The organism is Actinacidiphila epipremni, assembly GCF_012034175.1.
In the GTDB taxonomy this organism is placed as follows: Bacteria; Actinomycetota; Actinomycetes; order Streptomycetales; family Streptomycetaceae; genus Actinacidiphila; species Actinacidiphila epipremni.
The window spans coordinates 1-25999 of record NZ_JAATEJ010000041.1 but is presented as its reverse complement, the minus strand read 5'-3'; the positions used below and the strand labels follow the sequence as shown (position 1 = coordinate 25999).

Annotated in this window: 26 protein-coding genes and 1 tRNA gene; 14 read left to right on the top strand and 13 right to left on the bottom strand. The window is 71.3% G+C overall.

The window, feature by feature from the left end; translation table 11 throughout:
* The first annotated feature begins 78 nt into the window (after window positions 1–78).
* Window positions 79–867 (top strand): VIT1/CCC1 transporter family protein, encoded by a 789-nt coding sequence (locus HCN08_RS32885; protein WP_167986985.1) that lies wholly within the window; start codon window positions 79–81, stop codon window positions 865–867.
* A 13-nt stretch (window positions 868–880) separates the two neighbouring features.
* On the opposite strand, the gene HCN08_RS32880 is transcribed toward HCN08_RS32885, so the two are convergent.
* The gene (locus HCN08_RS32880) at window positions 881–2032 is read right to left on the bottom strand and encodes a PLP-dependent cysteine synthase family protein (protein ID WP_167986984.1); all 1152 of its coding nucleotides are present in this window, start codon (window positions 2030–2032) and stop codon (window positions 881–883) included.
* A gap of 113 nt (window positions 2033–2145) precedes the next feature.
* On the opposite strand from HCN08_RS32880, the gene HCN08_RS32875 reads away from it, so the two are divergent.
* Window positions 2146–2358 (top strand): hypothetical protein, encoded by a 213-nt coding sequence (locus tag HCN08_RS32875; RefSeq protein WP_167986968.1) that lies wholly within the window; start codon window positions 2146–2148, stop codon window positions 2356–2358.
* Window positions 2359–2377: 19 nt separating this feature from the next.
* On the opposite strand, the gene mscL is transcribed toward HCN08_RS32875, so the two are convergent.
* The 6 genes from mscL to HCN08_RS32845 form a co-directional block, all read right to left on the bottom strand.
* Window positions 2378–2860: a large conductance mechanosensitive channel protein MscL gene (gene mscL, locus HCN08_RS32870; protein WP_167986983.1), complete on the bottom strand. Its 483-nt coding sequence runs from the start codon at window positions 2858–2860 to the stop codon at window positions 2378–2380.
* A gap of 102 nt (window positions 2861–2962) precedes the next feature.
* Entirely contained in the window at window positions 2963–3646 is a 684-nt protein-coding gene (locus HCN08_RS32865) for a hypothetical protein (protein WP_322974826.1), read from the bottom strand.
* A gap of 186 nt (window positions 3647–3832) precedes the next feature.
* Entirely contained in the window at window positions 3833–4690 is an 858-nt protein-coding gene (locus tag HCN08_RS32860; RefSeq protein WP_167986982.1) for an S-methyl-5'-thioadenosine phosphorylase, read from the bottom strand.
* A gap of 102 nt (window positions 4691–4792) precedes the next feature.
* A complete protein-coding gene (locus HCN08_RS32855) occupies window positions 4793–5104 on the bottom strand; it encodes an FmdB family zinc ribbon protein (protein WP_167986981.1) in 312 nt (103 codons plus the stop codon).
* A 66-nt stretch (window positions 5105–5170) separates the two neighbouring features.
* Entirely contained in the window at window positions 5171–6487 is a 1317-nt protein-coding gene (locus HCN08_RS32850; protein ID WP_322974825.1) for an MFS transporter, read from the bottom strand.
* Window positions 6488–6671: 184 nt separating this feature from the next.
* Window positions 6672–8177, bottom strand: a complete 1506-nt coding sequence (locus HCN08_RS32845) for a potassium/proton antiporter (protein ID WP_167987009.1) — start codon at window positions 8175–8177, stop codon at window positions 6672–6674.
* A gap of 213 nt (window positions 8178–8390) precedes the next feature.
* Between HCN08_RS32845 and HCN08_RS32840 the strand changes: the two genes are divergently transcribed.
* A complete protein-coding gene (locus HCN08_RS32840; protein ID WP_167986980.1) occupies window positions 8391–11120 on the top strand; it encodes a penicillin acylase family protein in 2730 nt (909 codons plus the stop codon).
* Between the two features lie 70 nt (window positions 11121–11190).
* Here the strand turns inward: HCN08_RS32840 and HCN08_RS32835 are convergent, their stop codons facing one another.
* Entirely contained in the window at window positions 11191–11793 is a 603-nt protein-coding gene (locus HCN08_RS32835; protein ID WP_407648925.1) for a 5-formyltetrahydrofolate cyclo-ligase, read from the bottom strand.
* Window positions 11794–11865: 72 nt separating this feature from the next.
* On the opposite strand from HCN08_RS32835, the gene galU reads away from it, so the two are divergent.
* The 7 genes from galU to HCN08_RS32800 all read left to right on the top strand — a co-directional run bounded on the left by galU (window position 11866) and on the right by HCN08_RS32800 (window position 17131).
* On the top strand, window positions 11866–12774 hold the full coding sequence (gene galU / locus HCN08_RS32830) for a UTP--glucose-1-phosphate uridylyltransferase GalU (protein ID WP_167986979.1): 909 nt from the start codon (window positions 11866–11868) through the stop codon (window positions 12772–12774).
* Entirely contained in the window at window positions 12771–14111 is a 1341-nt protein-coding gene (gene glp, locus HCN08_RS32825; RefSeq protein ID WP_167986978.1) for a molybdotransferase-like divisome protein Glp, read from the top strand. The genes galU and glp overlap by 4 nt, the downstream gene beginning before the upstream one ends.
* Before the next feature lie 99 nt (window positions 14112–14210).
* Window positions 14211–14693, top strand: coding sequence for a cyclic pyranopterin monophosphate synthase MoaC (gene moaC / locus HCN08_RS32820; protein WP_167986977.1), 483 nt, complete (start codon window positions 14211–14213; stop codon window positions 14691–14693).
* On the top strand, window positions 14690–15223 hold the full coding sequence (locus HCN08_RS32815; RefSeq protein ID WP_167986976.1) for a MogA/MoaB family molybdenum cofactor biosynthesis protein: 534 nt from the start codon (window positions 14690–14692) through the stop codon (window positions 15221–15223). Before moaC ends, HCN08_RS32815 begins: the two co-directional genes overlap by 4 nt.
* Entirely contained in the window at window positions 15220–15840 is a 621-nt protein-coding gene (locus tag HCN08_RS32810; protein WP_206319533.1) for a GNAT family N-acetyltransferase, read from the top strand. Before HCN08_RS32815 ends, HCN08_RS32810 begins: the two co-directional genes overlap by 4 nt.
* A 117-nt stretch (window positions 15841–15957) precedes the next feature.
* Window positions 15958–16989, top strand: coding sequence for a divisome protein SepX/GlpR (gene sepX, locus HCN08_RS32805; RefSeq protein WP_167986975.1), 1032 nt, complete (start codon window positions 15958–15960; stop codon window positions 16987–16989).
* 68 nt (window positions 16990–17057) lie between these two features.
* Window positions 17058–17131: transfer RNA gene (locus HCN08_RS32800), tRNA-Ala, on the top strand.
* Between the two features lie 675 nt (window positions 17132–17806).
* On the opposite strand, the gene HCN08_RS32795 is transcribed toward HCN08_RS32800, so the two are convergent.
* Window positions 17807–17962, bottom strand: coding sequence for a hypothetical protein (locus HCN08_RS32795; protein ID WP_167986974.1), 156 nt, complete (start codon window positions 17960–17962; stop codon window positions 17807–17809).
* A 253-nt stretch (window positions 17963–18215) separates the two neighbouring features.
* Here HCN08_RS32795 and HCN08_RS32790 point away from each other — a divergent pair, with 253 nt between their 5' ends.
* Complete coding sequence (locus tag HCN08_RS32790; RefSeq protein ID WP_167986973.1) at window positions 18216–19817, top strand: LAETG motif-containing sortase-dependent surface protein; 1602 nt, start codon at window positions 18216–18218, stop codon at window positions 19815–19817.
* A gap of 713 nt (window positions 19818–20530) precedes the next feature.
* Here HCN08_RS32790 and HCN08_RS32785 read toward each other — a convergent pair.
* From HCN08_RS32785 to HCN08_RS32770, 4 genes are all read right to left on the bottom strand, one after another.
* The gene (locus HCN08_RS32785; RefSeq protein WP_322974823.1) at window positions 20531–21211 is read right to left on the bottom strand and encodes a response regulator transcription factor; all 681 of its coding nucleotides are present in this window, start codon (window positions 21209–21211) and stop codon (window positions 20531–20533) included.
* Complete coding sequence (locus HCN08_RS32780) at window positions 21208–22572, bottom strand: sensor histidine kinase (RefSeq protein WP_167986972.1); 1365 nt, start codon at window positions 22570–22572, stop codon at window positions 21208–21210. Before HCN08_RS32780 ends, HCN08_RS32785 begins: the two co-directional genes overlap by 4 nt.
* A 73-nt stretch (window positions 22573–22645) precedes the next feature.
* A complete protein-coding gene (locus HCN08_RS32775) occupies window positions 22646–23443 on the bottom strand; it encodes an ABC transporter permease (RefSeq protein WP_206319530.1) in 798 nt (265 codons plus the stop codon).
* A 112-nt stretch (window positions 23444–23555) separates the two neighbouring features.
* Window positions 23556–24512 carry an ABC transporter ATP-binding protein gene (locus HCN08_RS32770; RefSeq protein ID WP_167986971.1) on the bottom strand — a complete coding sequence of 319 codons (957 nt, stop codon included), beginning with the start codon at window positions 24510–24512 and terminating at the stop codon, window positions 23556–23558.
* A gap of 35 nt (window positions 24513–24547) precedes the next feature.
* Between HCN08_RS32770 and HCN08_RS36325 the strand changes: the two genes are divergently transcribed.
* From HCN08_RS36325 to ribA, 3 genes are all read left to right on the top strand, one after another.
* Window positions 24548–24673: a hypothetical protein gene (locus tag HCN08_RS36325; RefSeq protein WP_265738304.1), complete on the top strand. Its 126-nt coding sequence runs from the start codon at window positions 24548–24550 to the stop codon at window positions 24671–24673.
* Between the two features lie 95 nt (window positions 24674–24768).
* The gene (locus HCN08_RS32765; protein ID WP_322974822.1) at window positions 24769–25326 is read left to right on the top strand and encodes an AAA family ATPase; all 558 of its coding nucleotides are present in this window, start codon (window positions 24769–24771) and stop codon (window positions 25324–25326) included.
* 153 nt (window positions 25327–25479) lie between these two features.
* Window positions 25480–25999 (top strand): GTP cyclohydrolase II RibA (gene ribA / locus HCN08_RS32760; RefSeq protein WP_167986969.1); only part of this gene is annotated, 520 nt, incomplete at its 3' end.

The following is a 25999-nucleotide window of genomic DNA, read 5'->3' as shown; positions in this document are numbered from 1 at the left end:
TCACGCCCCGCCCGAGGCCGCCCACCACACGGCCGCCGCTGTGCCCCGCCGGCGACCGGGGGTGAGAACCTTCGTGGCATGACCGATCACACCGGCGGCGACTCTCCTGACGACCCGCACGCGGACGCCCCCCAGCCGGACGACCCGCGCCCGGACGGCACCGCCCCGCACCCCGGCGAGCCCCACCACGGCGGGCTGAGCACCCGGCTGAACTGGCTGCGCGCCGCCGTCCTCGGCGCCAACGACGGCATCGTCTCCACCGCCGGCCTGGTCGTCGGCGTCGCCGGCGCCACCTCCTCGCGCTCCGCGCTGCTCACCGCGGGCCTCGCCGGGCTGCTGGCCGGCTCGCTGTCGATGGCCGCCGGCGAGTACGTCTCGGTCAGCACCCAGCGCGACTCCGAGCAGGCCGCCCTCGCCCTCGAACGCGAGGAGCTCGCCACCACCCCGCAGGCCGAACTCGACGAGCTCACCGGCCTCCTCGGAGACCTCGGCATCACCCACGACCTCGCCCGCGAAGTCGCCGTGCAGCTCACCGCCCGCGACGCCCTCGGCGCCCACGCCCGCGTCGAGCTGGGCATCGACCCCGACGAACTCGCCAACCCCTGGCACGCCGCCTGGGCCAGTTTCGTCTCCTTCACCGCCGGCTCGCTCCTTCCGCTGCTGGCCATCGTGCTGCCGCCGCACGCCTGGCGGCTGCCCGTCACCGTCGTGTCCGTGCTGATCGCCCTGACCGGCTGCGGCTGGGCCAGCGCCCGCCTCGGCAGCGCACCCGTGCGCCCCGCCGTACTGCGCAATGCCGCAGGCGGCGCCGTCGCCATGGCCGTGACCTACGCCGTCGGCCTGCTGCTCGGCGCAGCCGGCGTCTGACCCGCCCCTCGGGTCACCCGACCGGTTCCAGCTCCCCGGTCACGAGGAACCGCTCGACACGCCGCATGTACGGTGCGATGTCGATGCCCTGCGCGGTGAGCCACGCGTCCGCGTAGTACTTCTCCAGGTAGCGCTCGCCCGGGTCGCACAGCAGCCCGACGACGCTGCCGCGTTCACCGCGCGAGCGCATCTCGGCGACGATGCGGAACGCCGCCCACAGCCCCGTACCGGTGGACGCCCCGGCCCGGCGGCCCAGCAGCCGTTCAAGGACGCGTACGCAGGCGATCGACGCCGCGTCCGGGACCCGCATCATCCGGTCGATCGCCCCGGGGACGAAGCTGGGCTCCACGCGCTGCCGGCCGATCCCTTCGATCCGGGAGCCGGTAGGGGTGGTGGCCGTCGGATCGTGGTCCCGCCAGCTCGGGAAGAACGCCGAGTTCTCCGGATCCGCCACGCAGATTCCGGTGGTCGCCTGCGCATAGCGGACATACCTTGCGATCGTCGCGGACGTCCCGCCGGTCCCCGCCGTCGCCACGATCCAGGTCGGCACCGGGTGCCGCTCGGCCGCCAGCTGCCGGAAGATCGACTCCGCGATGTTGTTGTTGCCCCGCCAGTCCGTCGCCCGCTCCGCGTAGGTGAACTGGTCCATGTAGTGGCCGCCGGTCTCCGCCGCCAGCCGTGTCGCCGCCTCGTACACCTGGCCGGGGTCCTCCACCAGATGGCATCGGCCGCCGTGCAGCTCGATCAGGTCGATCTTCGCCCGCACCGTCCCACGGGCCATCACGGCCACAAACGGGACACCGATCAGTCGGGCGAAGTAGGCCTCCGACACCGCCGTCGAGCCGCTCGACGCCTCGATCACCGGGCGCCCGGGGCGGATCCATCCGTTGCACAAGGCGTACAGGAACAGTGACCGGGCCAGCCGGTGCTTCAGCGACCCGGTCGGGTGGGTGGACTCGTCCTTCAGATAGAGGTCGACGCCCCAGTCCGCGGGGAGTGGGATCGACAGCAAATGGGTATCGGCGGACCGGTTCGCGTCCGCCTGGACCTGGCCGACCGCCTGGCGCAACCAGAGACGGTACGCGGGGTCGCTGCGATCGACGTCCGTTTCCGGCGCCCGAACGGGAGCGCGGTTCGCCTGCGGTTTCGGTTGTGGTTCGTGCATGCGGCCAGGTATATCCGTCTGCGGGGGGCAAACGGACACTTGGGGTATCTCCCCCCACCCGCTTGGGTGCCGGGGCCGGCCGGCGGACCGCCCCGGCGCCGTACCCTGGATCCATGGACACCGCGGCACACTCCGAGCGCCCCCCCTCCACGGCCGGTGCGGCGGGCTCCGGTACGGGCGACGGCCCGGCCGGCCTGGTATTCGACGACCCCTTCGACCGCCCGTCCTCCGACGACACCGACCGCGGCTGGGGCGACCTGCCCTCCGGCTCGGCGGACGACGACTTCACGCGCTTCCTCAACGAGAAGCCGCCGCACCACCTCTGAACCTGCTCGGCCCTGGCGGTCAGCCAGCCCCGCCCGAGCGCGGCGCCACCAGTGCGTCGCGGATGTCCCGCAGCAGCGTGATCTCGTCCGTCACCGCTTCCTCCTTCACCACCGTCTCCTCGGCCGGTGCCGACTGCTGCTTGGCTGCCCGCCGCGCCAGGTAGCGGGCCATCGGCAGGACCATGAGGAAGTACACGACCGCCGCGGTGATCAGGAACGTGAGCGTCGCGCTCAGCACCGATCCCCACAGGATGTGGATCCCGCTGACGGTCTCTCCCTTGCTGTCCACCCGGCACGGGCCCTTGAGACAGGACGAATAGCCAGCGAGGTCCTTCGTACCGAAGGCACCGACCAGCGGGTTGATGATCCCGTTGACGACGGAGTTCACGATGCTGCTGAACGCCGCCCCGATGACCACCGCCACCGCGAGGTCGATCACGTTCCCCCGCATGACGAATTCCTTGAAGCCTGCCAGCAGGCTCGGCTGGTCCGTACGGCTCATCGATGTGCCTCTTCCTTGGTGCGGGTCCGGCGGAACGACTGGTTCCGCCATAGAAGGCAATCCGGAGGCTCACTGTCCAATTGCCTTGCACGATCGGGTGATTCAGCACAGCGTCACCGCCAGCGCGGACGTGGCGGCAGCACCGGACAGGGCGGCGGCGACACGACGCGGCACGGCCAGCACGACCAGCGCGCCACCCGTCCCGCCCGTGTCGGCGGTGCCCGTCGGCAGCCCGCCTTCCGGGATGCCGGCGGGGCTCGTTCCGGCGGGATTCGTTCCGGCAGGCGAGCCGGCCGGCTGCCCGGGGACCGCCACGACGGTCACCGCGGAGGCCACCACGCGCGCCGCCGCCAGCACGTCCACCCGGTCGCCGGGCCGCAGCAGCCGCACCGCAGCGGCGTCCGCGATCCGCACCGGCGCCTTCACCACGTCTTCCGCCCTGTCGTGGACGGGGCGGACCGCCGCGGACGCGCTCGGGGCGCTTCGTACGGCCGCGGTCCTTCCGGGCGGGGGTCTGTAGCCGGCCGACACGGCCAGCACGGCAGCGGAGACCACGACGCCGAGGGCGAGCGACCCGCGCCTGAGCTGCGGCGCCGGCGGGAGCAGGCGGCGCGCGCCGCGCCTTCCGACCCGAATCGGCGCGAAGTCCGGCACCACGCGCGACGGCGGGGCGTACGGCTCGGGCACGGCGAAGTCCGCCGCGCGCGAGGGCATGCCCGGCGCCGGCGGCGCGGACGGAGAAGGGGCGACGTACGGGGGGAAGGGGGTCGAGAGGGATGTGGACACGAAGATCACCACCGTTCACGAGGAGTAGTCGACCGGTCGCATCCGGTCGATGCCTCCACGATCCCGCATTTCCGCAACCCGCCCGCCAGGCCCTGTGGATAACTCGACGCCTGTGGATAACCCGGGCCCTCCCCGGGGTGGCGATCTCGCGCGGGCCGACGGCACGCCGCCCCGCACCGAGGACCGCTACGGCAGCGGGATGCCCGGGTCCTGCCCGCCGATCCCGTCGACGCACAGGCACGTGCGCTCCTCGTTGCCGGGCAGCGCGGCGATGACGTCGAAGAGCACGTCCCGCATCCGCCCGACATTCGCCGCGAAGACCGCCAGGACCTCCTCGTGGGCGACGCCCTCGCCGGTGTCCGCGCCGGCGTCGAGGTCGGTGACGAGGTTCACGGAGGTGTAGCACAGGCCCAGCTCGCGGGCCAGCACGGCCTCCGGGTGCCCGGTCATCCCGACCACCGACCAGCCCTGCGCGGCGTGCCAGAGCGATTCCGCACGCGTGGAGAACCGCGGGCCCTCCACGACGACGAGCGTCCCGCCGTCCACAGGCTCCCACCCGCTCGCCCGCGCCGTGTCCACCGCCGCCTTCCGGCCTACCGGGCAGTAGGGGTCCGCGAAGGTCACGTGCACCACGTTCGGCACCAGCCCGTCCGCCCTCGCCTCCCCGTCGAAGTACGACTGGGCCCGCGATTTCGTGCGGTCCACCAGCTGGTCGGGTACGAGCAGCGTCCCGGGCCCGTACTCGACGCGCAGCCCGCCGACCGCGCAGGGTCCGAGGACCTGGCGCACGCCCGCGGCGCCCAGCGCCCACAGGTTCGCCCGATAGTTGATCTTGTGCGGCGGCAGGTGGTGGGAGCGGCCGTGCCGCGGCAGGAACGCGACGCGGCGGCCCGCGACGTCACCGATGAAGAGCGAGTCGCTGGGCCGCCCGTAGGGGGTGTCGACGGTGACCTCGGTCACGTCGTCGAGGAACGAGTAGAAGCCGGATCCGCCGATCACGCCGATCTCGGCCCGCGTGTGTGTCGTGTCGCCGCTCTGCACCATGAGCGTCACCCTAAGCGGCGCGGGACAAGCGCGACGAACCCCCGCCGGGCGAACGGCGGAGGCTCGTGGGTACTGCGGGGACGCCGGGCCGGCGCGCGTCCGTCAGGCCGCGGACGAGCTGCTCGACGTGGTCGACGGGCTGGACGACGACGTCGAGGACGAAGCCGACGACGAGCTGTCGCTCGACTTGGTGTCCGAGCTGCTGCTCTTGGCAGCGGGCGCGCTGCTCGACGAGGAGCCGCGGCTGTCGGTCCGGTAGAAGCCGGAGCCCTTGAAGACCACGCCAACCGCGGAGAACACCTTGCGCAGCCGTCCGCCGCAGTTGGGGCACACGGTCAGTGCGTCGTCGCTGAACTTCTGCACCGCCTCAAGGCCCTCGCCGCACTCGGTGCACTGGTACTGATACGTCGGCACTAGCTCCTCCTGGCACTCTCACTCAATGAGTGCTAACGACGCTCCATAGTGCAGCATTTCCGCGGCTCAGTCCACCGTGACCGCCGTACGGTGACCGATCACACCCGGCGTGCCGCCGTTGCGCGGATCCGGCACCAGATGCCGGCGCAGGCCCACGAGCAGCATCAAAGCCGCCGCCGTGCCGGTCAGCGGCACGGTGAAGGCGGCGTGCGGGCCCGCGTGGTCGGCCAGCAGGCCCGCGGCGGTGACCGCCGCCGCCTGGCCGAGCGCGACCGCGCCGGTGAGCCAGGTGAAGGCCTCCGTCCGTGTCGCGGGCGGCACCAGCGCCTCCACCAGCGTGTAGCCGGTGATCAGCGCGGGAGCGATGCACAGCCCCACCACCAGTCCGAGCCCGCCGAGCAGCAGCAGGGGCCGTACGGCCCACAGCGGGACGCAGGCGACCGTCAGCGCCGCGTACGCCGTCAGCAGCCGCCACCCCTGGGTGCGCCGCCACGTGACGGCGCCATAGGCGACGCCGGAGAGCATGTTGCCGGCGGCGAAGGTCCCGTAGAGCAGACCGTTGAGCCCCGGATGCCCCGCCTCCTGGGTGAAGGCCGTGATCGACACCTGCATGCCGCCGAAGACGGTGCCGATGCCGAGGAAGGCGATCACCAGCGCACGCACTCCGGGCACCGACAGCGCCGACACATGCCGGCGGTCCCCGCCCTTCGCCGCCCGGTGCGGGGCCGGGGCGGTCCTGCGCTGGGCCGCGAACAGCCAGCCGCCCGCCACCGTGAGCGTCGCCTCGGCAATGAGCCCGGCCGCCGGATGGATCCCCGTGCACAGCGCGGTCGCGACGACCGGCCCGATGACGAACGTGAACTCGTCGGTCACCGACTCGAACGCCGCCGCCGTCTGCAGCAGCGGCGACGGCGCCGCCGACGGGCGACCCGCCAGGGCGACGGCCCAGCGCGACCGCACCATGGGGCCCACCTGCGGCACCGTCGCACCCGTAGGCACCGCCGCCGCGAAAAGCGCCCAGGCGGGCGCATGCGCCAGGGCCAGCGCCACGAGGGCGGCGGCGGACGCCGCGTGCAGCGCAGCGCCCGGCACCAGGACCGCGCGCTGCCCGTACCGGTCGGCGAGCCGGCCACCGCGGGGCGCGCACAGCGCCAGCGCGACCCCCGTGACGGCCGCGACCGCGCCCGCCATCCCGTACGAGCCGGTGGTGTGCTCCACGAGCAGCACCAAGCTGATGGTGAGCATCGCGAACGGCTGCCGCGCCGCGAACCCGGGAAGAACGAAGGCCCACGCGCCCGGAGTGCTCAGCAACTGCCGGTAACCCGGCCTGGGGGCGGCGGCGCCATCTGCCGACGACGGGGGAGTGGGCACCGTGGATGCCACTGACTGGTCCTTCTGCCGCCTGGTAGCGCGTCCGCCGCGGTGTGCCGCAGCATCACGCCGAAAGCCGTCCGCTCAGCGCGCGTCCACGCGCCCGGCCCTGCATCAGGCAGAGATCGCACTCGACAAATACCGCACCATCATACGGAAACACGCGCTCGCCGCCCTGCGACCGGCCGCGCGGGGCTCACTTCTGGCGCGGTGTCCCGCGCTCCTCGAGCCAGCCGGCCAGCTTGCCGCCACGCCCGACGGCCCGCAGGCGCTCCTCCGCGGCGTCGCGCACCGGGTCGGTGGTGACCACCAGCAGCTCGTCGCCGCGCCGCAGGCTCGTCGAGGGCAGCGGGACAAAACTCGCGCCGTCACGGACGACGAGCGTCACCGCGGCCCCTGTCGGCAGCCGTAGCTCGTTGACCTCCACGCCGTGCATCCGTGAGCCCTCGGGGATGGCGACGGACAGCAGGTGGCCGCGCAGCCGCTCCAGCGGTGCCGACTCGATGCCCAGGTCCGACGGGCCGCTGCCGTCGCCGAGCCGCAGCCGCCGCGCGAGCCACGGAAGCGTTGGACCCTGCACCAGGGTGTAGAAGATCACCAGTACGAAGACGATATTGAAGATCCTGCGACTTTCGGACACGCCGGCCACCATCGGGATCGTGGCGAGCACGATCGGCACCGCCCCGCGCAGCCCCGCCCATGACATCAGCGCCTGCTCACGCCAGGGGACACGGAAGGGCAGCAGGCTGATCACCACCTCGGCGGGCCGGGCGAGCACCGTCAGGAACAGGCCGATGATCAGTGCGGGCACGATGTCGTCGCCCAGTTCGTGCGGGGTCACCAGAAGGCCCAGCAGGACGAACAGCCCGATCTGGGCGATCCAGCCCAGCCCTTCGGCGAAGCCGCGGGTGGCGGGCCGGTGCGGAAGCTTGGCGTTGCCGAGGACGAGCGCGGCGGTGTAGACGGCCAGGAATCCCGACCCGTGCGCCATGGCGCCGGCCGCGTAGGCCGCGACGGCGATGGCCATCACGGCGATCGGGTACAGGCCGGAGGCGGGCAGGGCGACGTGCTTGAGGCCGTACGCGCCGAGCCATCCCACCGCCAGCCCGATCGCGGCCCCGATCGCCAGTTCCAGCAGCGTCTCGCCCAGCAGGTGGTACCACGGGTCTATGGGGCCGTTCGCCGAGAACGCCACCACCATGATCACCACAGGCGCGTCGTTGAACCCCGACTCGGCTTCGAGGACGCCGGTTATGCGCTTGGGCAGCGGCACATTGCGCAGCACCGAGAACACTGCGGCGGCGTCCGTCGACGACACCACCGCGCCGATGATCAGCGACTGCCGCCAGTCGAGCCCGACCGCGTAATGTGCCGCGGCTGCCGTGATGACCACGCTCACCACCACGCCGATCGTCGACAGTACGGCCGCGATCGGCATGACCGGCTTGATCTCATGCCATTTGGTGCCGAGTCCACCTTCGGCGAGGATCACCACAAGTGCCGCGTAACCCAGCACCTGTGTCAGCTCGACGTTGTCAAAGGTGAAGCCGAACAGGCCGTCCTGGCCGATGGCGACGCCGATGCCGAGGTAGATCAGCAGGGTCGGCAGTCCGCTGCGGGACGCCAGGCGCACGGCGACGACGGCGACGAGCAGGACGGCCGCGCCGATGAGCAGGATCTCGTTCAGGTGGTGGACAGTCAGGGCACCGGTCCTTTCAACTTTGTTGCCGAGGCTAATATTTTACCCTCCCTTGATGTTGCATGGTCCACTTCCCGCAGGCTTCCTGGAAGCTTCCCGGCAGTTGCGGCAGCGGCCCCCACTCCGCGTCCTGCGCGCACAAGGCATGCGCCTATGGTTGCCCTTGCACAAGGAGCACCTTGATCATCTGATCCGCCCTGCCCTCGAAGGACAGCGATGCCCGCACGGAAGAAGTCCCGCCGCGTACGCTTCATCGTGATCACGCTCGCGTTGGTGCTGGTGGCGGGCCTCGGATTCGCGTCGTACTGGAGCGTCAGCACGGTGCGCGCCTCGTTCCCGCAGACCTCGGGCTCGCTCAAGCTGGCCGGCCTGTCCGCGCCCGTCGACGTCAAGCGCGACGCGTACGGCATCCCGCAGATCTACGCGGACACCCCGGACGACCTCTTCCGCGCCCAGGGCTACGTCCAGGCGCAGGACCGCTTCTACGAGATGGACGTACGCCGCCACCTGACCGCCGGGCGGCTGTCGGAGATGTTCGGCAAGGGGCAGGTCGAGACGGACGCCTTCCTGCGCACACTGAACTGGCACGGCATCGCGCAGGAGGAGTACGACACCAAGCTCGACGCGACCACCAAGTCCTACCTCCAGGCCTACAGCGACGGCGTCAACGCCTACCTCAAGGACCACAGCGGCGCGGCGCTGTCCGTCGAGTACGCGGCGCTGAAGCTCAGCAACGGCTACAAGCCGGAGAAGTGGACGCCCGTCGACTCCGTGGCGTGGCTCAAGGCGATGGCATGGGATCTGCGCAGCAATATGCAGGACGAGATCGACCGCGCCCTCATGACGAGCCGGCTCAGCCAGGCGCAGATCAAGCAGCTCTACCCCGCCTACCCGTACGACGAGAACCCGCCCATCCTCGACGCGGGGTCCGTCGACGCGAAGACCGGCGACTACGAGCCCACCGGGGCCTCCTCGGGGCCGCACGGCCTCAACAACACCGTCGACAGCCAGCTCGCCGGCATCTCCCAGATAATCGACCAGATGCCCGCGCTGCTCGGCCCGAGCGGCAGCGGCATCGGCTCCAACTCCTGGGTCGTCTCCGGCCAGTACACGACCACCGGCAAGCCGCTCCTGGCCAACGACCCGCACCTCGCGCCGCAGCTGCCGTCGCTCTGGTACCAGATGGGCCTGCACTGCCGCACCGTGAGCAGCGCCTGCCCGTACGACGTGGCCGGTTACACCTTCTCCGGCATGCCCGGTGTGATAATCGGCCATAACCAGGACATTGCGTGGGGTATGACCAACCTCGGCGCGGACGTCACCGACCTGTACCTGGAGAAGGTCACGGCGACCACGTACCTGCACGACGGCAAGCAGGTGCCGTTCACGCTGCGCCACGAGGAGATCAAGGTCGCGGGCGGCAAGCCCCGCGAGATCACCGTACGGGTGACCAACAACGGTCCGCTGATCTCCGACCGCAGCGACGAGCTGCGCGAGGTCGGGCAGACCGCGCCGGTCAACGACCCGCCCGGCGGCGTCAACTCGGGGTACGGCGTCGCCCTCAAGTGGACCGCCCTCATTCCTTCGAAGACGATGGACGCCGTCTTCGAGCTCGACCGCGCGACCGACTTCGATCAGTTCCGGACCGCCGCCGCCGACTTCGCGGTGCCCTCGCAGAACCTGATCTACGCCGACAGCAAGGGCCCCCACGGCCACATCGGCTACCAGGCCCCGGGGCAGGTGCCGATCCGCCCGGACGGGGACGACGGCACGTACCCGGTGCCCGGCTGGGACTCGCACTACGACTGGGGGAAGGACATCCCCTTCAAGTCCATGCCGTACGAGTACGACCCCGAGCGCGGGTACATCGTGACGGCGAACCAGGCGGTCATCGACCAGAGCAAGTACCCGTTCATGCTCACCCAGGACTGGGGTTACGGCACCCGCAGCCACCGCATCTCCGACCTCATCGAGTCGAAGGTCAAGGACGGCGGCAAGATCTCCATGGACGACATGCAGTCCATGCAGGCGGACGACAGCAGCTCCATCGCCAAGCTGCTTGTTCCCTATCTTCTGAAAGTCGACATAACCGACGACAAGAACGACTACGTGCGTAACGCACAAAAGCTGCTGGAAGGATGGGACTACAACCAGGACGCCGACTCCGCGGCGGCGGCGTACTTCAACGCCGTATGGCGCAACGTCCTCAAGCTCGCCTTCGGCAACAAGCTCCCCAAGGAACTGCGGCCCGAGGGCCAGTGCCTGCGCGTCCCGCCCGCCGGCCAGACCGGACCGGTGGACAACCTCGACGGCAAGGGCGTCACCACCGTGGAGGAATGCGGTGAGCGCGACCCGTCCGAGGCGCAGCCGGACGGCGGCGACCGCTGGTTCGAGGTGGTCCGCCAGATCCTTCCCGACGCGACCGACTCCTGGTGGACCATGTCCACCACCGCCTTCTACGGCACCGACACCGACAAGGCGCACCGCAGCACCCGCGACCAGCTGCTCGAACAGGCCATGAAGGACGCCCGCTACGAGCTGACCGCGAAGCTCGGCAAGGACATAAACACCTGGAGCTGGGGCCGGCTGCACAAGCTGGAGCTGAAGAACCAGACCCTCGGCACCGACGGGCCCGGCGTCCTGAAGTGGCTGCTGAACCGCGGCCCCTGGCAGCTCAGCGGCGGCGAGGCGGCCGTCGACGCCACCGGGTGGAACGCCGCCGGCGGTTACGACGTCATCTGGGTGCCGTCGATGCGGATGATCGTCAACCTCCAGGACTTCGACAAGTCCCGGTGGATCAACCTCACCGGAGCCTCGGGCCACGCATACAACGCGCACTACACCGACCAGACCGACAAGTGGGCCGACAACGAGCTGCTGCCCTGGTACTTCTCCGACGAGCAGGTGGACAAGGCGGCCCAGGCGAAGATGGCGCTCACGCCGTAATCCGCGGCAATGGGCAGCGGTTCCGGCGCCGGGCCGTGAACCGCTGCCTTTCGCGTACCGGCGCGCGGCGTCAGCCGCGGAAGCGGCGGACACCCGAGGGCGTGAGCGCGGCATCCACCGGCCCGTCGTGCGGCTCGGCCGGCACGACGTCCAGAACCTCGTGCGCGTAGAGCACCACGACCAGAGCCGGACGCGCCCCCGCCCGGCCGATACGGCTCAGCGCCCGGTCGTACGAGCCGCCGCCGCGGCCCAGCCGCACGCCGCGGGCGTCCACCGCGAGGCCGGGCAGCAGGACCGCCTGCGCGCCCGTGACGGCATCGGGACCCAGCCGGGGCCCCGCCGGCTCCAGGAGGCCTCGCTCGGTGCGTACGAGGGCGTCCGGGCCGTCGTACGCGGCCCAGTCCAGATCGTTGTCCGGCAGCAGGACCGGCAGCAGCACCCGCGCACCGCGCTCCCGCAGCACGTCGATCAGCGGACCGGTGCCCGGCTCGGAGCCCATGGACACGTAAGCGGCGACGACTTTGCTGTCAGTGCACTCAGGAACGCCCCGTACCGTTCTCGCGAGTGCCGCTGCCGCCGCCTCGCGCTCCTGTGCGCTTAGAGCCCGACGGGCGCGCAATAGGCGGGCGCGAAGCTCCGCCTTCTGTGCGCGGATCTCGTTCACGCCTTCCACAACCGCTGTATATCAGCCGCAATGAACCGTTTCTTCATCTTCTGCACATTCACGAACGCTATGGTGCACGCCATGACGCACTCACGTACCCGGATCAGCAAGGCTGTCATTCCCGCGGCCGGCCTCGGCACACGCTTCCTCCCGGCGACGAAGGCCACGCCCAAGGAGATGCTCCCGGTGGTCGACAAACCCGCGATCCAGTACGTGGTCGAGGAGGCGGTCTCCGCGCACCTGTCCGATGTGCTGATGATCACCGGCCGCAACAAGCGCCCTCTCGAAGACCACTTCGACCGCAACTACGAGCTGGAGGAGACACTCACCCGCAAGGGTGACGACTCCCGGCTGGCGCGGGTACGCGAGTCCAGCGACCTGGCCACCATGCACTATGTGCGGCAGGGCGACCCCAGGGGCCTCGGCCACGCGGTGCTGTGCGCGGAACCGCACGTGGGCGACCAGCCGTTCGCGGTACTGCTCGGCGACGACCTCATCGACCCCCGCGATCCGCTGCTGCCCCGCATGATCGACGTCCAGGCGCGCTACGGCGGCAGCGTCATCGCCCTGATGGAGGTGGCGCCCGAGCAGATCCACCTCTACGGCGCCGCCGCCATAAGGCACACCGACGACGCCGACGTCGTACGCGTCACCGACCTGGTGGAGAAGCCCGACATCGGCCAGGCGCCGTCCCATTACGCGGTCATCGGCCGATACGTCCTCGACCCCGCCGTCTTCGACGCCATCAAGAAGACCGAGCCCGGCCGGGGCGGCGAGATCCAGCTGACCGACGCGCTGCGGGAACTGTCCCACCGCGACGACGCCGGCGGCCCCGTCCACGGCGTCCTGTTCACCGGCCGCCGCTACGACACCGGCGATCGCGGCGACTACCTGCGTGCGATTGTCCGACTGGCATGCGAGCGTGAAGACCTGGGACCGGATTTCCGGAACTGGCTGCGTTCGTACGTCACGGAGGAGATGCAAGAGTGAGCCACGGCGCCGACCGCGTATGGTCCGTCACCGAGCACCTGGACAGCGTCCTGGGGCAGTTGTCCCCGCTGGAGCCCATCGAGCTGCAACTGCTCGACGCGCAGGGCTGCGTGCTGGTCGAGGACGTCACCGTGCCCGTGGCGCTGCCGCCCTTCGAGAACAGCTCCATGGACGGCTACGCCGTACGCGTCGCCGACACGCAGGCCGCGACCCTCGAACACCCCGCCGTACTCGAAGTCGTCGGCGACGTCGCGGCCGGCAGCGGCGAACTGCCCGCGGTGGGCCCGGGGCAGGCGGCCCGGATCATGACCGGCGCGCCGCTGCCGCCCGGCGCGGAGGCCGTCGTGCCCGTGGAATGGACCGACGGCGGAACTGGCGGCGGACCGGCCACCACGATGGCCGCGCACAGCCTCGACCCGGCAGGAGCCGCAGGAGAGGTACGCGTGCACCGCGGCCCGTCCCGCGGGCAGTTCGTACGGGCCCGCGGCAGCGACGTCTCGGCGGGCGAGCTGGCACTCGCCGCCGGAACCGTGCTCGGGCCCCCGCAGATCGGCCTGCTGGCCGCCATCGGCCGCGGCAGCGTCACCGTCCGCCCGCGCCCGCGCGTCGTCGTGGTGTCCACCGGCAGCGAACTGGTCCAGCCGGGTGACACGCTCGGACCCGGCCTCATCCACGACTCCAACAGCTTCGCCCTCACCGCGGCGGCCCGCGCCGCCGGAGCCATCGCCTATCGCGTCGGCGCGGTCGTCGACGAGGTCGAGACACTGCGCGCCACCATCGAGGACCAGCTGATCCGCGCCGACATCATCGTCACCACCGGCGGCGTCAGCGTCGGCGCGTACGACGTCGTGAAGGAAGCACTCTCCTCGCTCGGCGGCGCAATGGACGAAGCCGACGGCACCGGACCCGGCACCGGGCTCGGCAATGGGCACGTGGAATTCCGCACCCTCGCCATGCAGCCGGGCAAACCGCAGGGCTTCGGCCGGATCGGCCCCGGCCGCATCCCGCTGCTCGCACTGCCCGGCAACCCCGTCAGCGCCTACGTGTCCTTCGAGCTGTTCGTGCGGCCCGCCATCCGTACGCTCATGGGCGTCGAGCCCGTGCACCGCGAGGTCGTACGCGCCGCCTGCGTGGCCGCGATCGAGGAGTCGCCGAAGGGGCGGCGGCAGTTCCTGCGGGGCCATTACGACAGTGTCTCGGGCGCCGTGACACCCGTCGGCGGCGCGGGGTCCCACCTGGTCGCGGCCCTCGCCCAGGCCGACGCGCTCATCGTCGTCCCCGAGGAGGTCACCTCGCTGGAAGCGGGTTCGGAGGTCGACGTGGTGGTGCTGGACTAGCCCACTCACCGGCGCTCCCGCCGCGGCGCGCAGGGTCCCGGGGCGGGGACGGGCGGCTGCGGGTACGGTGTCTGCCCTACAGACCGCATCGGGAGAACGATGAGCAGCGCTCAGCACCACCTCACCCACATCGACGAGGCCGGCGCGGCACATATGGTCGACGTCTCCGCCAAGGACGTGACGGCCCGCACCGCGCGTGCCACCGGGCGCGTCCTGGTCAGCGCCGGCGTCGTGGAACTGCTGCGCGGCGAGGGCGTCCCCAAGGGCGACGCCCTGGCCACGGCGCGTATCGCGGGGATCATGGGCGCCAAGCGGACTGCCGACCTCATCCCGCTGTGCCACCCGCTGGCCGTCGCGGGCGTCACCGTGGACCTGGCGGTCGCCGACGGCGCCGTGGAGATCGCCGCCACCGTGAAGACCACCGACCGCACGGGCGTGGAGATGGAAGCCCTGACCGCGGTCAGCGTGGCGGCGCTCACCGTCGTCGACATGGTGAAGGCCGTGGACAAGTCGGCCGTCATCACCGACGTGCGGGTCGAGGACAAGACCGGCGGCAAGTCCGGCGACTGGCACCGGCCGTGACGGGCCGTGGCGCCCCGCTGCGGGCCCTCGCCGTCACCGCGTCGACCCGGGCGTCCTCCGGGGCCTACGAGGACCGCGGAGGGCCGCTCGTGGCCGCCGCGCTGGGCGAGATCGGCTTCACCGTCGACGGCCCGCAGGTCGTACCCGACGGCGAGCCGGTCAGGCAGGCCCTGCGCGCCGCCGCCGACGCCGGTTACGACGTCGTGGTCACCACCGGCGGGACCGGCATCTCGCCGACCGACCGCACGCCGGAGGCGACCCGGCAGGTCCTCGACTACGAGATTCCCGGTATCGCGGAGGCGATCCGCGCGGCCGGCCGCGAGAAGGTGCCGACCGCGGTACTTTCCCGCGGTGTCGCCGGTGTCGCAGGCCGCACACTGGTGGTGAACCTCCCCGGGTCGACCGGCGGCGTCAAGGACGGGCTCGCGGTGATCACCCCGCTGCTCCGCCACGCGGTCGACCAGATCCGGGGCGGCGATCATCCGGCTTCCGCATCATCGGAAACCTCAGCGCCCGGGAGACCAAGCTGAACGGCGTCTGGCCGACGGAACTGGTGGACGGTGACATCACCCTCCGCCCGATCAGGATGCGCGACCAGCGTGCGTGGCGCGAGGTCAACCGGCGCAACCGGGACTGGCTGCGCCCATGGGAGGCGACGGTGCCGCCGGCGCCGCCCGGGCACGTCGCCCAACGACCCACGTACCGGCAGATGGTGCGCCATTTGCGCAGCGAGGCCGGCGCCGGCCGGATGCTGCCGTTCGTCATCGACTACCAGGGCCGGCTCGCCGGTCAGCTCACCGTCGCCGGGATCACCTGGGGGTCGATGTGCTCGGCGCACATCGGGTACTGGGTGGACGAGGCGATCGCCGGCCGCGGGGTGATGCCGACGGCCGTCGCCATGGCCGTCGACCATTGCTTCCGGCGTGTCGGGCTGCACCGGGTGGAGGTGTGCATTCGCCCCGAGAACGGGCCGAGCCGCCGGGTCGCGGAAAAGCTCGGCTTCCGGGAGGAGGGCCTTCGGCCGCGCTATCTGCATATCGACGGCGGCTGGCGCGACCACATGGTGTACGCGCTGACCGCCGAGGAAGTGCCCGAGGGCCTGCTCGACCGCTGGCACCGGGCGCGACCCAGCGCATCCCAGAAATAAGACAATCGTTCGAATATGAAGTCAATCGCAAAAAAATCTCGGCCTATCAGCCAGATCGTGCGACACACCGGGCCAAATTCCGTATGGCGTGTCTCGATTCCCCCTACCGTGTAGCGCGTGAGCAGTAGTGGCCTCATCTACGCAGTCATCGTCGGGGCCTGGGCTGCCTACCTGGTGCCGATGTGGCTCCGTAGGCAGGACGAGCTCAACGAAGCGCGCCCGACGGAACGCTTCAGCACCGCCATCCGGCTGCTGTCCGGGCGGGCGGCGATGGAGCGGCGCGTCGCGAAGGCGCGGGGTGAGCGCGTCGAGCCCGAACCCGGGGCCGACGACGTCGAGGACGACCTCGACCCGGCGGACGTCGTCGACGTCCGCGGACTCGCCGTGCCCGCGACCCAGATCCGTCCCGCCGCCGGCACCACCCCCGCCCGTACGCCCTCCGTCGCCGCCCGCGCCAAGGTGCTGGCGCGCCGCCGGCGTACCACCACACTGCTCTTCCTCGCCTTCACCGTCGGCGCCGTCGCCGCGGCGGTAGGCGGCGTCGCGCTGCTCTGGGTCCCCGCCGTCCCGGCCGTACTGCTCACCGTGTACATCGGCCAGATGCGCCGCCAGGAGCGCCGCCGCTACGAGGTGCGGATCGACCAGCGCCAGGCGGCCGAGGCCGCACGACGCCTGCGCGCCCGGCCCGAGCGCCCCCAGCCCGGCCGTGCCCGGGCCGAGCGCGTACGCCCCGAGCGGGCCCGTCCCGAGCAGCCCGCCCCGCCCGCGGACAAGCCCGCACCGGCCCCTCCCGCCGCCCCCGCGCCCTCCCCCCGCAGCGCCGACCGGCGTGCCCTGGTCGAGCAGACCGACCACGCGGAATGGGTCGACCAGCAGCGCGCCCAGCAGAGCGGTGACGACGGCTGGGACCCCGTACCGGTCCCGCTGCCCACATACGTCACCGCGCCGGTCGCCCCCCGCACCACCGGCAGCGTCGACCTCGGCGCGCCCGACACGTGGAGCTCCGCGCGGTCCGGCACCACCCCCGCGGCTCCCGAGCCCCCCGCGCCCCCCGCCGCCGCGCCGGGACGCGGACGCCCGCGCTCGGCCCGCACCCCGCTCTTCGACCAGTACGCCGACCCCGACCGGCCGCGTGCGGCAAACGAGTAGCGCTCCCGCCAGGCGATATCCCGTTCACGAGCACCCGTGTGGGGATGCTAGAGTTTTCCTCGTTGCAAGGGCCTGTGGCGCAGTCCGGTAGCGCACCTCGTTCGCATCGAGGGGGTCAGGGGTTCGAATCCCCTCAGGTCCACAACAACGACTGTTCTTGAGTTAGCTCGAGAAGAGTTCACGAGATCTCGTCCGATCTGATTGATCGGGCGGGATCTCGGCGTTTCCGGGGCTTGTTCGAGACCTGTCCGAACGTGGTCGGCGCCGGAGGCGATTGCCTTGCGGTTCTAGGCCTGAGGTTCCGGGGTGGTCCGGTACGTGTGGCGGTCCGGGGCCGTCGGCGGGCGGGCGTGATCCCGGCTGGTGGTGCTGGTGTCTCAGATGGTCATGCGAATCTCGGGGCTCTCGGGCGGTGGCAGGCCGGCCTCGCAGGGCGTCTGGGATACCGATCCAGTGATGGTGACGACGTCCGCTGTGGTTGCGGTCGCTCGGCCTCTGTTCGTTGTTGCCAGGCAAAGAGGATGTGCAGGTTGATGGTGCGGATCATCAGTGCGAGCAGGATGGTCTGCGCGACTCGTCCGTGGGCGAGCCGCTTGGTGGGGTCGGAAATGTCGATGCCGTGGCTCCTGAATCTGCCGTTGAGGCCCTCGATATTCGCCCGCTTGGGTCGGTAGGCGTCCTGCCAGGTGGGGTGGAGGTAGTGGCGGTCCTGGCGGAACTTGTCGAGCGTGCCGAGAGCGCCGGGCTGGACGGTGATCGTGGGCTTCTGGCGGATCCGTGGCAGCGCGCCCTTGGGCAGGGGCCGCAGCCGTTCGCCTTACGGGATCGAGACGGTGGGCTTGGCCGCGCTGTGTGCAGCGGTGGCCCGCTTGTTGGTGAGGTCCACCATGGTCGGCCGCGGTGCCGGGACGAGGTGGACCTGGTTGAAGCGGGGCACGACACGGCGGGCGAGGGGGCAGTTCCACCGCCGCACGAGACTCAGCAACTCCTCTGGGAAACGATCACTCGCCAACTGGGCAGCGATCTTCAGCAGCGCTTGGCGCCACTGATAAGACCCACTCGTGAACACCTGTCGTGCGTGTGGTGGGCTCCCGCGGTGTGCCTCGGCCTGGCGGTGTCCGATCGCGCGCCGGCTGACGCCCTCGCTCCAGGGGAGGACCCGCAGGTGAGCGCTGTCCGGGGCGGGTACTAGTGTTCGCCTCTCCGAATTGATGGGGAGGGACCGTATGGGTTTTCGCAGATCGAGGGGAATCCGGGGCCTGGTCGCAGCCACGGGCGCGGTGTGCGTGGCGGGATCGGGGATGCTGGTCGGCGCGACGGAGGCTTCCGCCGCCGACTCTCTGTGGATCAACGTCAAGGAGTACAACCTGACGCTGCCGACCGGGCACAGCGATCCCGCCGGCGCCAAGCAGCTGCACATCCAGGTGACCCACCAGCTTCAAGGACACCTGCCGCCGGCCACCGTGACGGTTGACACCGCAGGCCTGGCGGGCCTCGCCGACGTCGTCTGGCCGTCGGGGTGCACGCACACCGGTGCGGTAGGCACCTGCACCGTCAAAGTCACCGACTTCGGCCCGGGGGTTCCCGACAGCGCGGACAACTACCTGACGCTCGGCCTGAACGCCGTGCCGGGGGCGAAGGACGGATCGCACGGCACTGTCCAGCTCAAGGCGACGGCGCCAGGCGTCGACCCGGGCGAGGAGAGCGCCGAGGTCTTTGTCGGGTCCGGCGTCGATCTGGTCGTCCACCCGCTGACGTCGGTCACCGGCGCGAAGGTCGGCTCGACCTTGACCGCGCCGATCCGCTGGGCGAACGCCGGCGACCAGACCGCGCAGCAGACCGTGCTGACCTTCCACACCGTGGCAGGGCTGGAGTTCACCGAGCACTACTCCAACTGCACCTACGGCAAGCCGACGGGCGCCGAGGAGGACGTCCAGGTGGTGTGCACCATCGACACCCCCCTCGCTCCCGGCCACGCCCTGCAGCTGTCACCGGACCTGAAGGTCAAGGTCACCAGCAAGGCATGGCAGACGTACCTGTCGGCCAGTGTCCTGGCCCCCGGCGCGCAGGCAGACTCCCTGCGCGCCGCGGCCGGCACACCGGGCGACGGGCCCCGCCTGACGGCGACGCCGGTGTCCGCGGCGAAGGTTGCGGCCAAGTCGGACGACCTCAACCAGGGGGACAACTACACCGAGATGGGCGTCGGGGCCGACAACCACGCCCACTTCTCCGCGATCGGCGCGCAGGCCAAGGGCGCCGAGGGTCAGACCGTCCCGGTCACGGTGGGCATGCGCAACGCCGGCCCGGCCACTGTCATCGACCGCAGCGGCGGCGACGGTGTCGATGCGCTGAAGGTGACCTTCCCCAAGGGCACCACGGTGACGACCGTGCCTGCGGGGTGCGGCACCGACGACGGCGGTTCGAAAGCCCACGGCCCCTACCGGTGCAGCAGCAACTACATCCAGCCCGACGGCTACCAGCGCACCTTCACCTTCCAGGTCCGCCTCGACGAGCAACTGGTCAACGCGCGCGGCCAGGCGGCGCTGACCAACGAGATCAGCGACTACGAGCACATCCCGGTCAGCTTCCCGTGGGACGACAGCACCGACGGCTACACCCAGCCGATCGTCTTCAACGGCCCGGCACCGTCCACTACCCCGGACGGCGGAACGACCAACGCCCCCGGAACCGACGGACAGCCGTCCTCCCTGGCCGCCACCGGCGGCGGTGGCAGCACCCCGCTCATCGCCGGCACCGCGACAGCCCTCCTTGCCGCCGGCGCCGCTGGCCTCATGGTCTCCCGGCGCCGCAAGACCGCACAGCGCTAACCGCCGAACCCCGCGGCCCCAGGCGACCTTCGGGGGGCCGCGGGGCGGGGGTCGGCCCGTTCACCGGACTGGCCCCCAGCCGATCCCGCTCCGTGCCGCCCCGCACCGAGCCCCGCACCGCGCGGCTCGACGGCTTCCACGCGGTATACAACCGCGGTGCGCTCGTCGGCCGAGGCCCGCGAGGTATGCCACTGCCTGGGCGGGGACGCGTTTACGGCCTGGCTGGGACACCAGCGGGCGCAGCGCCGTTCTTGGGATAGCTCGGGAGCGGTTGACGAGATCCCGCCGATCATGACGATCGGTCGGGATCTTTGTCGTTCCGGGACTTGTTCGAGGGCGTTCGGGGAGGTGGATGGCAGTGAGGTGCAGCAGGAGGCGTACTCCTCTGTCATCGGGTGGGTATGCAGGCATGACGGCCGGCCCCGGGGTTCCGGGGCCGGCCGTCATGGGGTTGTGTGGCTGTTGCGCGAGTGGATCGGACTGCGGGTGGGTGGCCGTGGATGCCTTCGTCGTGGGAGCGGATCGGCTTGTAGGTCGCGGTCCAGGGTGTGCTCAGGTAATGGTTGCCCTGCCGGAACTTTGCGATCTTCCGGTCCGCGCCGGCATCGGCGGGGACGGTTCAGACCGCACCGCTGGGACGGCAACCGGGTATCGCGGGCCCGCCGGCACCACGTGGCCGTGTACGGGCCGAAAACGGATCAGGTGCCCACTGCTCAGGATTCCGATGCCCGACGGGGCGTGAGCAGGCCGCGGTTGAACGCCTCGGCCACGGCCGCCGCACGGTCGCCGACGCCGAGTTTGCCGTAGACGTTCAGCAGATGCGTCTTGACCGTGGCCTCGCTGATCAGCAGCCGCGCGGCCACCTCACGATTGGTGGCGCCGGCCGCCACCCATGTCAGGACCTCGTGCTCGCGCGGGCTGAGCAACGCCGGCGCGGCAGGCCGCACCTGGTCCATCAGGCGGGCGGCCACCGCGGGCGAGAGCACCGCTTCGCCATGTGCGGCGGCGCGTACCGCCCGCAGCAACTCGGCGCGCGGCGCGTCCTTCAGCAGATAGCCGGTCGCGCCCGCCGCGATGGCCGGCAGGACGTAGCTGTCGGCGTCGTAGGTGGTCAGGACCAGCACACGGGCCGGGCTGCCCGCCTCGGCCAACCGGGCGATCGCCGTGGCGCCGTCCACGCCCGGCATCCGCAGGTCCATGAGCACCACGTCCGGCGCGAGGCTCATGGTCAGCCGTACGGCCTCGGCCCCGTCCGCCGCCTCGCCCACCACCTCGAACGCCGGATCGGCGGCGAACATGCCGCTCAGGCCGTCCCGGACGACGGGGTGGTCGTCGGCGACGACCAGCCGGATCGGCGCCGGGGGCTCGGCGGGCGTGGGCCCTTCGGCGCTCACCGGGCCACCTCGGCAGCCGCCTCGTGCGGTACGCGGGCCGAGACGGCCGTGCCGGCCCCCGGCGCCGAACGGACCCGCAGCGTCCCGCGCACGCCCTCGATCCGATCCCGCATCGCCTCCAGGCCGAACCCGCCGCCGCAGGCGCTCCCAGGGCCCTCCAGGGCCCCCTTCGGGCCGCTTCCGGCGTCACCGTCCGCAGCCGAGCCCGCGTCCGGTGCAGCCGGCTCCCGCGCCGTGACGTGCGCCGGCGACGCCTCGAACCCGCGCCCGTCGTCCGTCACGTCCAGGACCACGTCGTGCTCCAGATATCCCAGGGTGACGGTGACGGTCCCGGCGCCCGCATGCCGCGCCACGTTGGCCAGCGCCTCCTGCGTCGCCCGCAGCAGCGCCAGTTCGGCCTCCGGGCGCATGGGCCGGGCCGTTCCGGTGCAGGTGAAGCGCACGGTGACGCCGTGCAGGGCCGACCAGCGGTCGGCGACGCCGGCGAGCGCCTCGCTCAACCCGGCGCTCTCCAGCGGCTGCGGACGCAGCGCGTCCACCGACCGCCGCGCCTCGGCCAGGCTCTCCCGGGCCAGCCGGGTCGCCGCCGCGAAGTGCCGCCGCCACCGGTCCGGAGAGCCGGTGACCTGCTCGGCGGCCTGCAACTGGGTGACGATGCCGGTCAGGCCCTGGGCGAGGGTGTCGTGGATCTCGCGTGCCATGCGCTGCCGTTCGTCGAGCACCCCCGCCTCACGGGCCTGGACGAGCAGTTGACGGTGCAGGGCCGCGTTCTCGGCAAGTGTCGCCTGAAGGCGGCGGTTCGCCTCCCGGACCTGTCCGAGAGCCGACTCCCGCTGCTGGTCCTTCTGCTCGGCGTCCCACTCCCACCACGAGAGTCCGCACATACAGATGATGTTGACGGCCAGCACCGCGACGAAGGCGATCAGCCCCACGGCGTCGTCCTTGGGGACCCCGTAGGACTGCGCGACCCCCGACTCGAAGGCCACGACGGCGACCCCCGGCAGCCGCCAGGGCCACGGCAGCAGAGCGAAGGCGTAGAAGTAGCAGGCCGGCGTCAGGAGCCCGAACCACGGGTCGCGGGCGACGAGGACGCCGGTCAGCACCACCAGCCCGGCGAAGAACACGCCCATGGGCGCGGGCTGTTCCCACCGGTCACGGCGCAGGGTGAACATGCACAGCATCCACAGCGCGGTCGCCGCGCACAGCCCGAGATCGATCAGGAGCGACCTGCGCGCCCCGTGCTCGGCGACGGTGGTCACGACGGTGAGGGCGGCCAGGATCACATAGGGCACGACGGAGATCAGCGGAAGCAGCCGCGGGTCCTGCCTGTTCTCCCGGGCGAGCGGTACGTGCCTGCTCATAGGTGCACCGCGCCTTCCGGATCGCTCTGCATATGGGTCAGCGCCGTCGTCCGCCGCACGTCGTGGCCCGGTCTCACTCCCAGCGGAACAATCTAACCGCGCCCGCTCCGAAGACGACCGCGTAGGCGGCGAGGGTGAGCAACTGGAGGAGGTGGGGCATGTGTCCGTCGGTCGCGTCGCTGAGCGCCTGCACGGCGGCGCCCAGGGGCGAGGCTCGGCATATGTGCCGCAGGAGGGGCGGCATGGCATCGAGCGGGAGGAACAGCCCGGCGGAGAACATCATGACGTAGAACAGCGTCGCGCCGGCGGCGTTGGCGACTCGGCCATTGGGCGCGGCTGCGGCGATGAACAGGCCGATCGCAAGGAGCGCGAGCGCGGCCAGCAGGAAGCCGACGACGTATCCGCCCGCCTGGCGCGGCAGCGCCACCGCGAAGGCGAGACGGGCCACGAGCAGCACCGTGGCCACGGAGACGGCCGCGGTCGCCGCGGTGACCAGCAGATGGGCGGCGAGTACGCGCGCCGGGCCGACCGGGGTCGTACGCAGGCGGCGCAGGACGCCCTTCTCGCGGTACCCGGCGAGCACCGCGGGCACGACGTTGAAGGACAGCGCCGCCAGGGCGAAGGCGGCCAGGACGGGCAGGTAGACGCCGAGCAGGGTGCGGCCGGCGAAGCTCCCGCTCGTGTGGTGCGCCGTGTAGAAGGGGATGTTGCCGAAGACGATGAGCAGCGCGAGCGGCAGTCCGATCGCGTAGACCGGGCCTACCCGTTCCCGTACGAGCAGCTTCAGCTCGGTAAGGGCGAGGAGTTTCAGCGCCGAGGCGGGAAGCTGGGCAATGGGCGGGGTCGTTCCGGGTGAGGCGGGGGCCGGCATCGGTGCTTCTCCTGTTGCGGGCTCGGACGGTCGAGGGCGCGACGCCGGTACGTGGACACCAGTGGCGCCGGCTGTTCGGTGGATCGGCCGTACGTAACGGTCGGTTCATGTATTACGGCGCTACGTTTACGGCGGATCCTCCGGTGGTATCGGGCCGGGCGGCGTGGTCGCCGGTGAGTGCCACGAAGGCGTCCTCCAGGCTGGGCTGCTCAAGCCGCAGGTGCTCGGCGACGATGCCGTTGCGGGCCAGCACGGAGGCGACGGCGGTGAGGACGTCGGCGTTGCCGGTGACCACCATGAGGTCGCCCTGGTGGGTGACGGCGGTGACGTCCGGCAGGGTGGCCAGCAGGCTGTCCTCGAACGGGGTGGACGGCCGGAACCTGATCTGCGTACGCCGGCCGCCCTGGACGCGTTCGGCGAGGCCGGTGGGGCTGTCGACCGCGACGACACGGCCACGGTCGATCACCGCCACCCGGTCACACAATCGCTCGGCTTCCTCCATGAAATGGGTGACCAGCACGATGGTCACCCCGCGCGAGCGCACCTCCCGGATCAGCTCCCAGGTGTCGCGGCGGGCCTGCGGGTCCAGGCCGGTGGTGAGCTCGTCCAGGACGGCCACCTCGGGGCTCCCGATCAGCGCCAGGGCGATCGACAGCCGCTGCTTCTGCCCGCCGGAGAGCCGCCCGTACGGGGTCCTGTGCGCCCCGCTGAGACCGAGCACGTCCAGCAGGGCCCGAGGGTCGGCCGGCTTCCGGTAGAACGACGCGTAGAGGCGCAGCGCCTCACCGACCGTCAGCCGTCCGGGCAGTTGGCCTTCCTGGAGTTGCACGCCGAGCCGCTGGGTGAGTTCCGCGCGATCGCGCCGGGGATCGAGCCCGAGCACTCCGATCTCGCCGCGGTCGGCGGTCCGCAGACCCTCGACGCACTCCACCGTGGTGGTCTTGCCCGCGCCGTTGGGGCCGAGGATCCCGAAGATCTCACCTTCCTCGACGCGGAAAGAGACGTCGTCGACGGCCACGGCTGTTCCGTAGCGCTTGTGCAGGTGCCGCACCTCGATGACCGCCGGCATATGGTGCGTCCTTTCCGTTTCCGGAGGGGATGGGAATGCCTTCCGGGCTGTGCGTACGAGCCTGGCGGTGCCCGGCCCGCGGCGGCATCGACCGCCCGGCCCTGTTCGGCGGGCATCTGCTGACCCTCCGGGCGGTCGAGCCGTATCAGCCGATCGGCTGATACGGCGCTTTGTGCCGCGCTCTTGGCAGCGTCGGGGCGGCGGCACGGGAACCCGGTTGACGCCGCAGCCGGCTACCGGCCCTGCTATTGGTGGAGTGGTGAACCCGCTTCCCGTACTCGTGGTCGTCAGCGGTCCTCCCGGCACTGGCAAGACGACCCTCGCGCACGAGATCGCCCGCCTGGTGGGATGCCCGGCAATATGCCGCGACGAGATCAAGGAGGGCATGGTGCACGCGACGCGGGACTATGTGCCGGCCCTTGGCGGCGAGTTGAACCTGCGCACACTGCGGGTGTTCTTCGCCGCGGTGGAGACGCTGCTGAGGGCCGGCGTGACGACAGTGGCCGAGGCGGCGTTCCAGGACCGCCTCTGGCGTCCTGGCCTGGAACCCTTTCGTGCACTGGCGCGGATCCGTATCGTCCACTGCACCGTGGACGCGGCTGTGGCGCTGGAGCGAAGACGCCGCCGTATTGCCGACAATCCCGTCCGCGCCGCTCACGACGACCTCCGGACCGTCGATTCCGCCGCCCACACGCTGGCCCATGACGCGTTCCGGCGGGTGTCGGTGGACGCGCCATGGATGGAGGTCGACACAACGGACGGGTACAAGCCGGGGCTCCAGGACATTGCGGCCTTCGCCGCCGCTCGCGACTGACGTCGTGGTGACTTGTCCGATGATCATGTCGGCGGGAATGCCAGCCGGCCAGCAGTGTGTTGAGTCGCTGATGTGACGTGCGTTACGGCGCGGTGGGGAAATATTCCGGCTTCCCGAAGAGCTTGAGGTTTCAAGATCTACGAGGGAGTCGATATGTCGGCAGATGCGCGTCCGTTGACCGCCGTGGTGGAGCCCGTGGCCTTGCCGCCCGCCGCCGTGCGTACCAAGGTGCGTGTGCCGCTGCGGTTTCCCGACGGATGGGGGACCGTCGCGGACGTGTTCACCTTCACCGGTCTCGTCGACGGCAAGGAGCACCTCGCGCTGGGGATCGGCGACTACGAGAACGTGCCTGTGCCGCTCGTGCGCCCGCATTCGGAGTGCCTGACGGGCGATGTCTTCGGCTCCCAGCGCTGCGACTGCGGCCCGCAGTTGCGTGAGGCGGTGGAGCGGATCGGGGAGCGCGGCGGCTATCTGCTCTATCTGCGGCAGGAGGGCCGCGGTATCGGCCTGTACGCCAAGCTGGACGCCTACGCGCTGCAGGACGGCGGACTGGACACGTACGAGGCGAACCTGGCCCTGGGGCGCGGGGAGGACGAGCGCGACTACAGCGCCGCCGCGCAGATGCTGGGCGCGCTCGGGGCCGGCCGGATCCGGCTGCTGAGCAACAATCCCG

Coding starts and splice junctions, on each gene's coding strand:
- HCN08_RS32875 (WP_167986968.1), top strand. CDS start 2,146: ATGGACACCGCGGCACACTCCGAGCGCCCCCCCTCCACGGCCGGTGCG.
- HCN08_RS32885 (WP_167986985.1), top strand. CDS start 79: ATGACCGATCACACCGGCGGCGACTCTCCTGACGACCCGCACGCGGAC.
- HCN08_RS32770 (WP_167986971.1), bottom strand. CDS start 24,512: ATGCCGGCGGTCATCGAGGTGCGGCACCTGCACAAGCGCTACGGAACA.
- HCN08_RS32775 (WP_206319530.1), bottom strand. CDS start 23,443: ATGCCGGCCCCCGCCTCACCCGGAACGACCCCGCCCATTGCCCAGCTT.
- mscL (WP_167986983.1), bottom strand. CDS start 2,860: ATGAGCCGTACGGACCAGCCGAGCCTGCTGGCAGGCTTCAAGGAATTC.
- HCN08_RS36325 (WP_265738304.1), top strand. CDS start 24,548: ATGCCTTCCGGGCTGTGCGTACGAGCCTGGCGGTGCCCGGCCCGCGGC.
- HCN08_RS32880 (WP_167986984.1), bottom strand. CDS start 2,032: ATGCACGAACCACAACCGAAACCGCAGGCGAACCGCGCTCCCGTTCGG.
- HCN08_RS32860 (WP_167986982.1), bottom strand. CDS start 4,690: ATGGTGCAGAGCGGCGACACGACACACACGCGGGCCGAGATCGGCGTG.
- galU (WP_167986979.1), top strand. CDS start 11,866: ATGACGCACTCACGTACCCGGATCAGCAAGGCTGTCATTCCCGCGGCC.
- HCN08_RS32780 (WP_167986972.1), bottom strand. CDS start 22,572: ATGAGCAGGCACGTACCGCTCGCCCGGGAGAACAGGCAGGACCCGCGG.
- HCN08_RS32840 (WP_167986980.1), top strand. CDS start 8,391: ATGCCCGCACGGAAGAAGTCCCGCCGCGTACGCTTCATCGTGATCACG.
- HCN08_RS32790 (WP_167986973.1), top strand. CDS start 18,216: ATGGGTTTTCGCAGATCGAGGGGAATCCGGGGCCTGGTCGCAGCCACG.
- moaC (WP_167986977.1), top strand. CDS start 14,211: ATGAGCAGCGCTCAGCACCACCTCACCCACATCGACGAGGCCGGCGCG.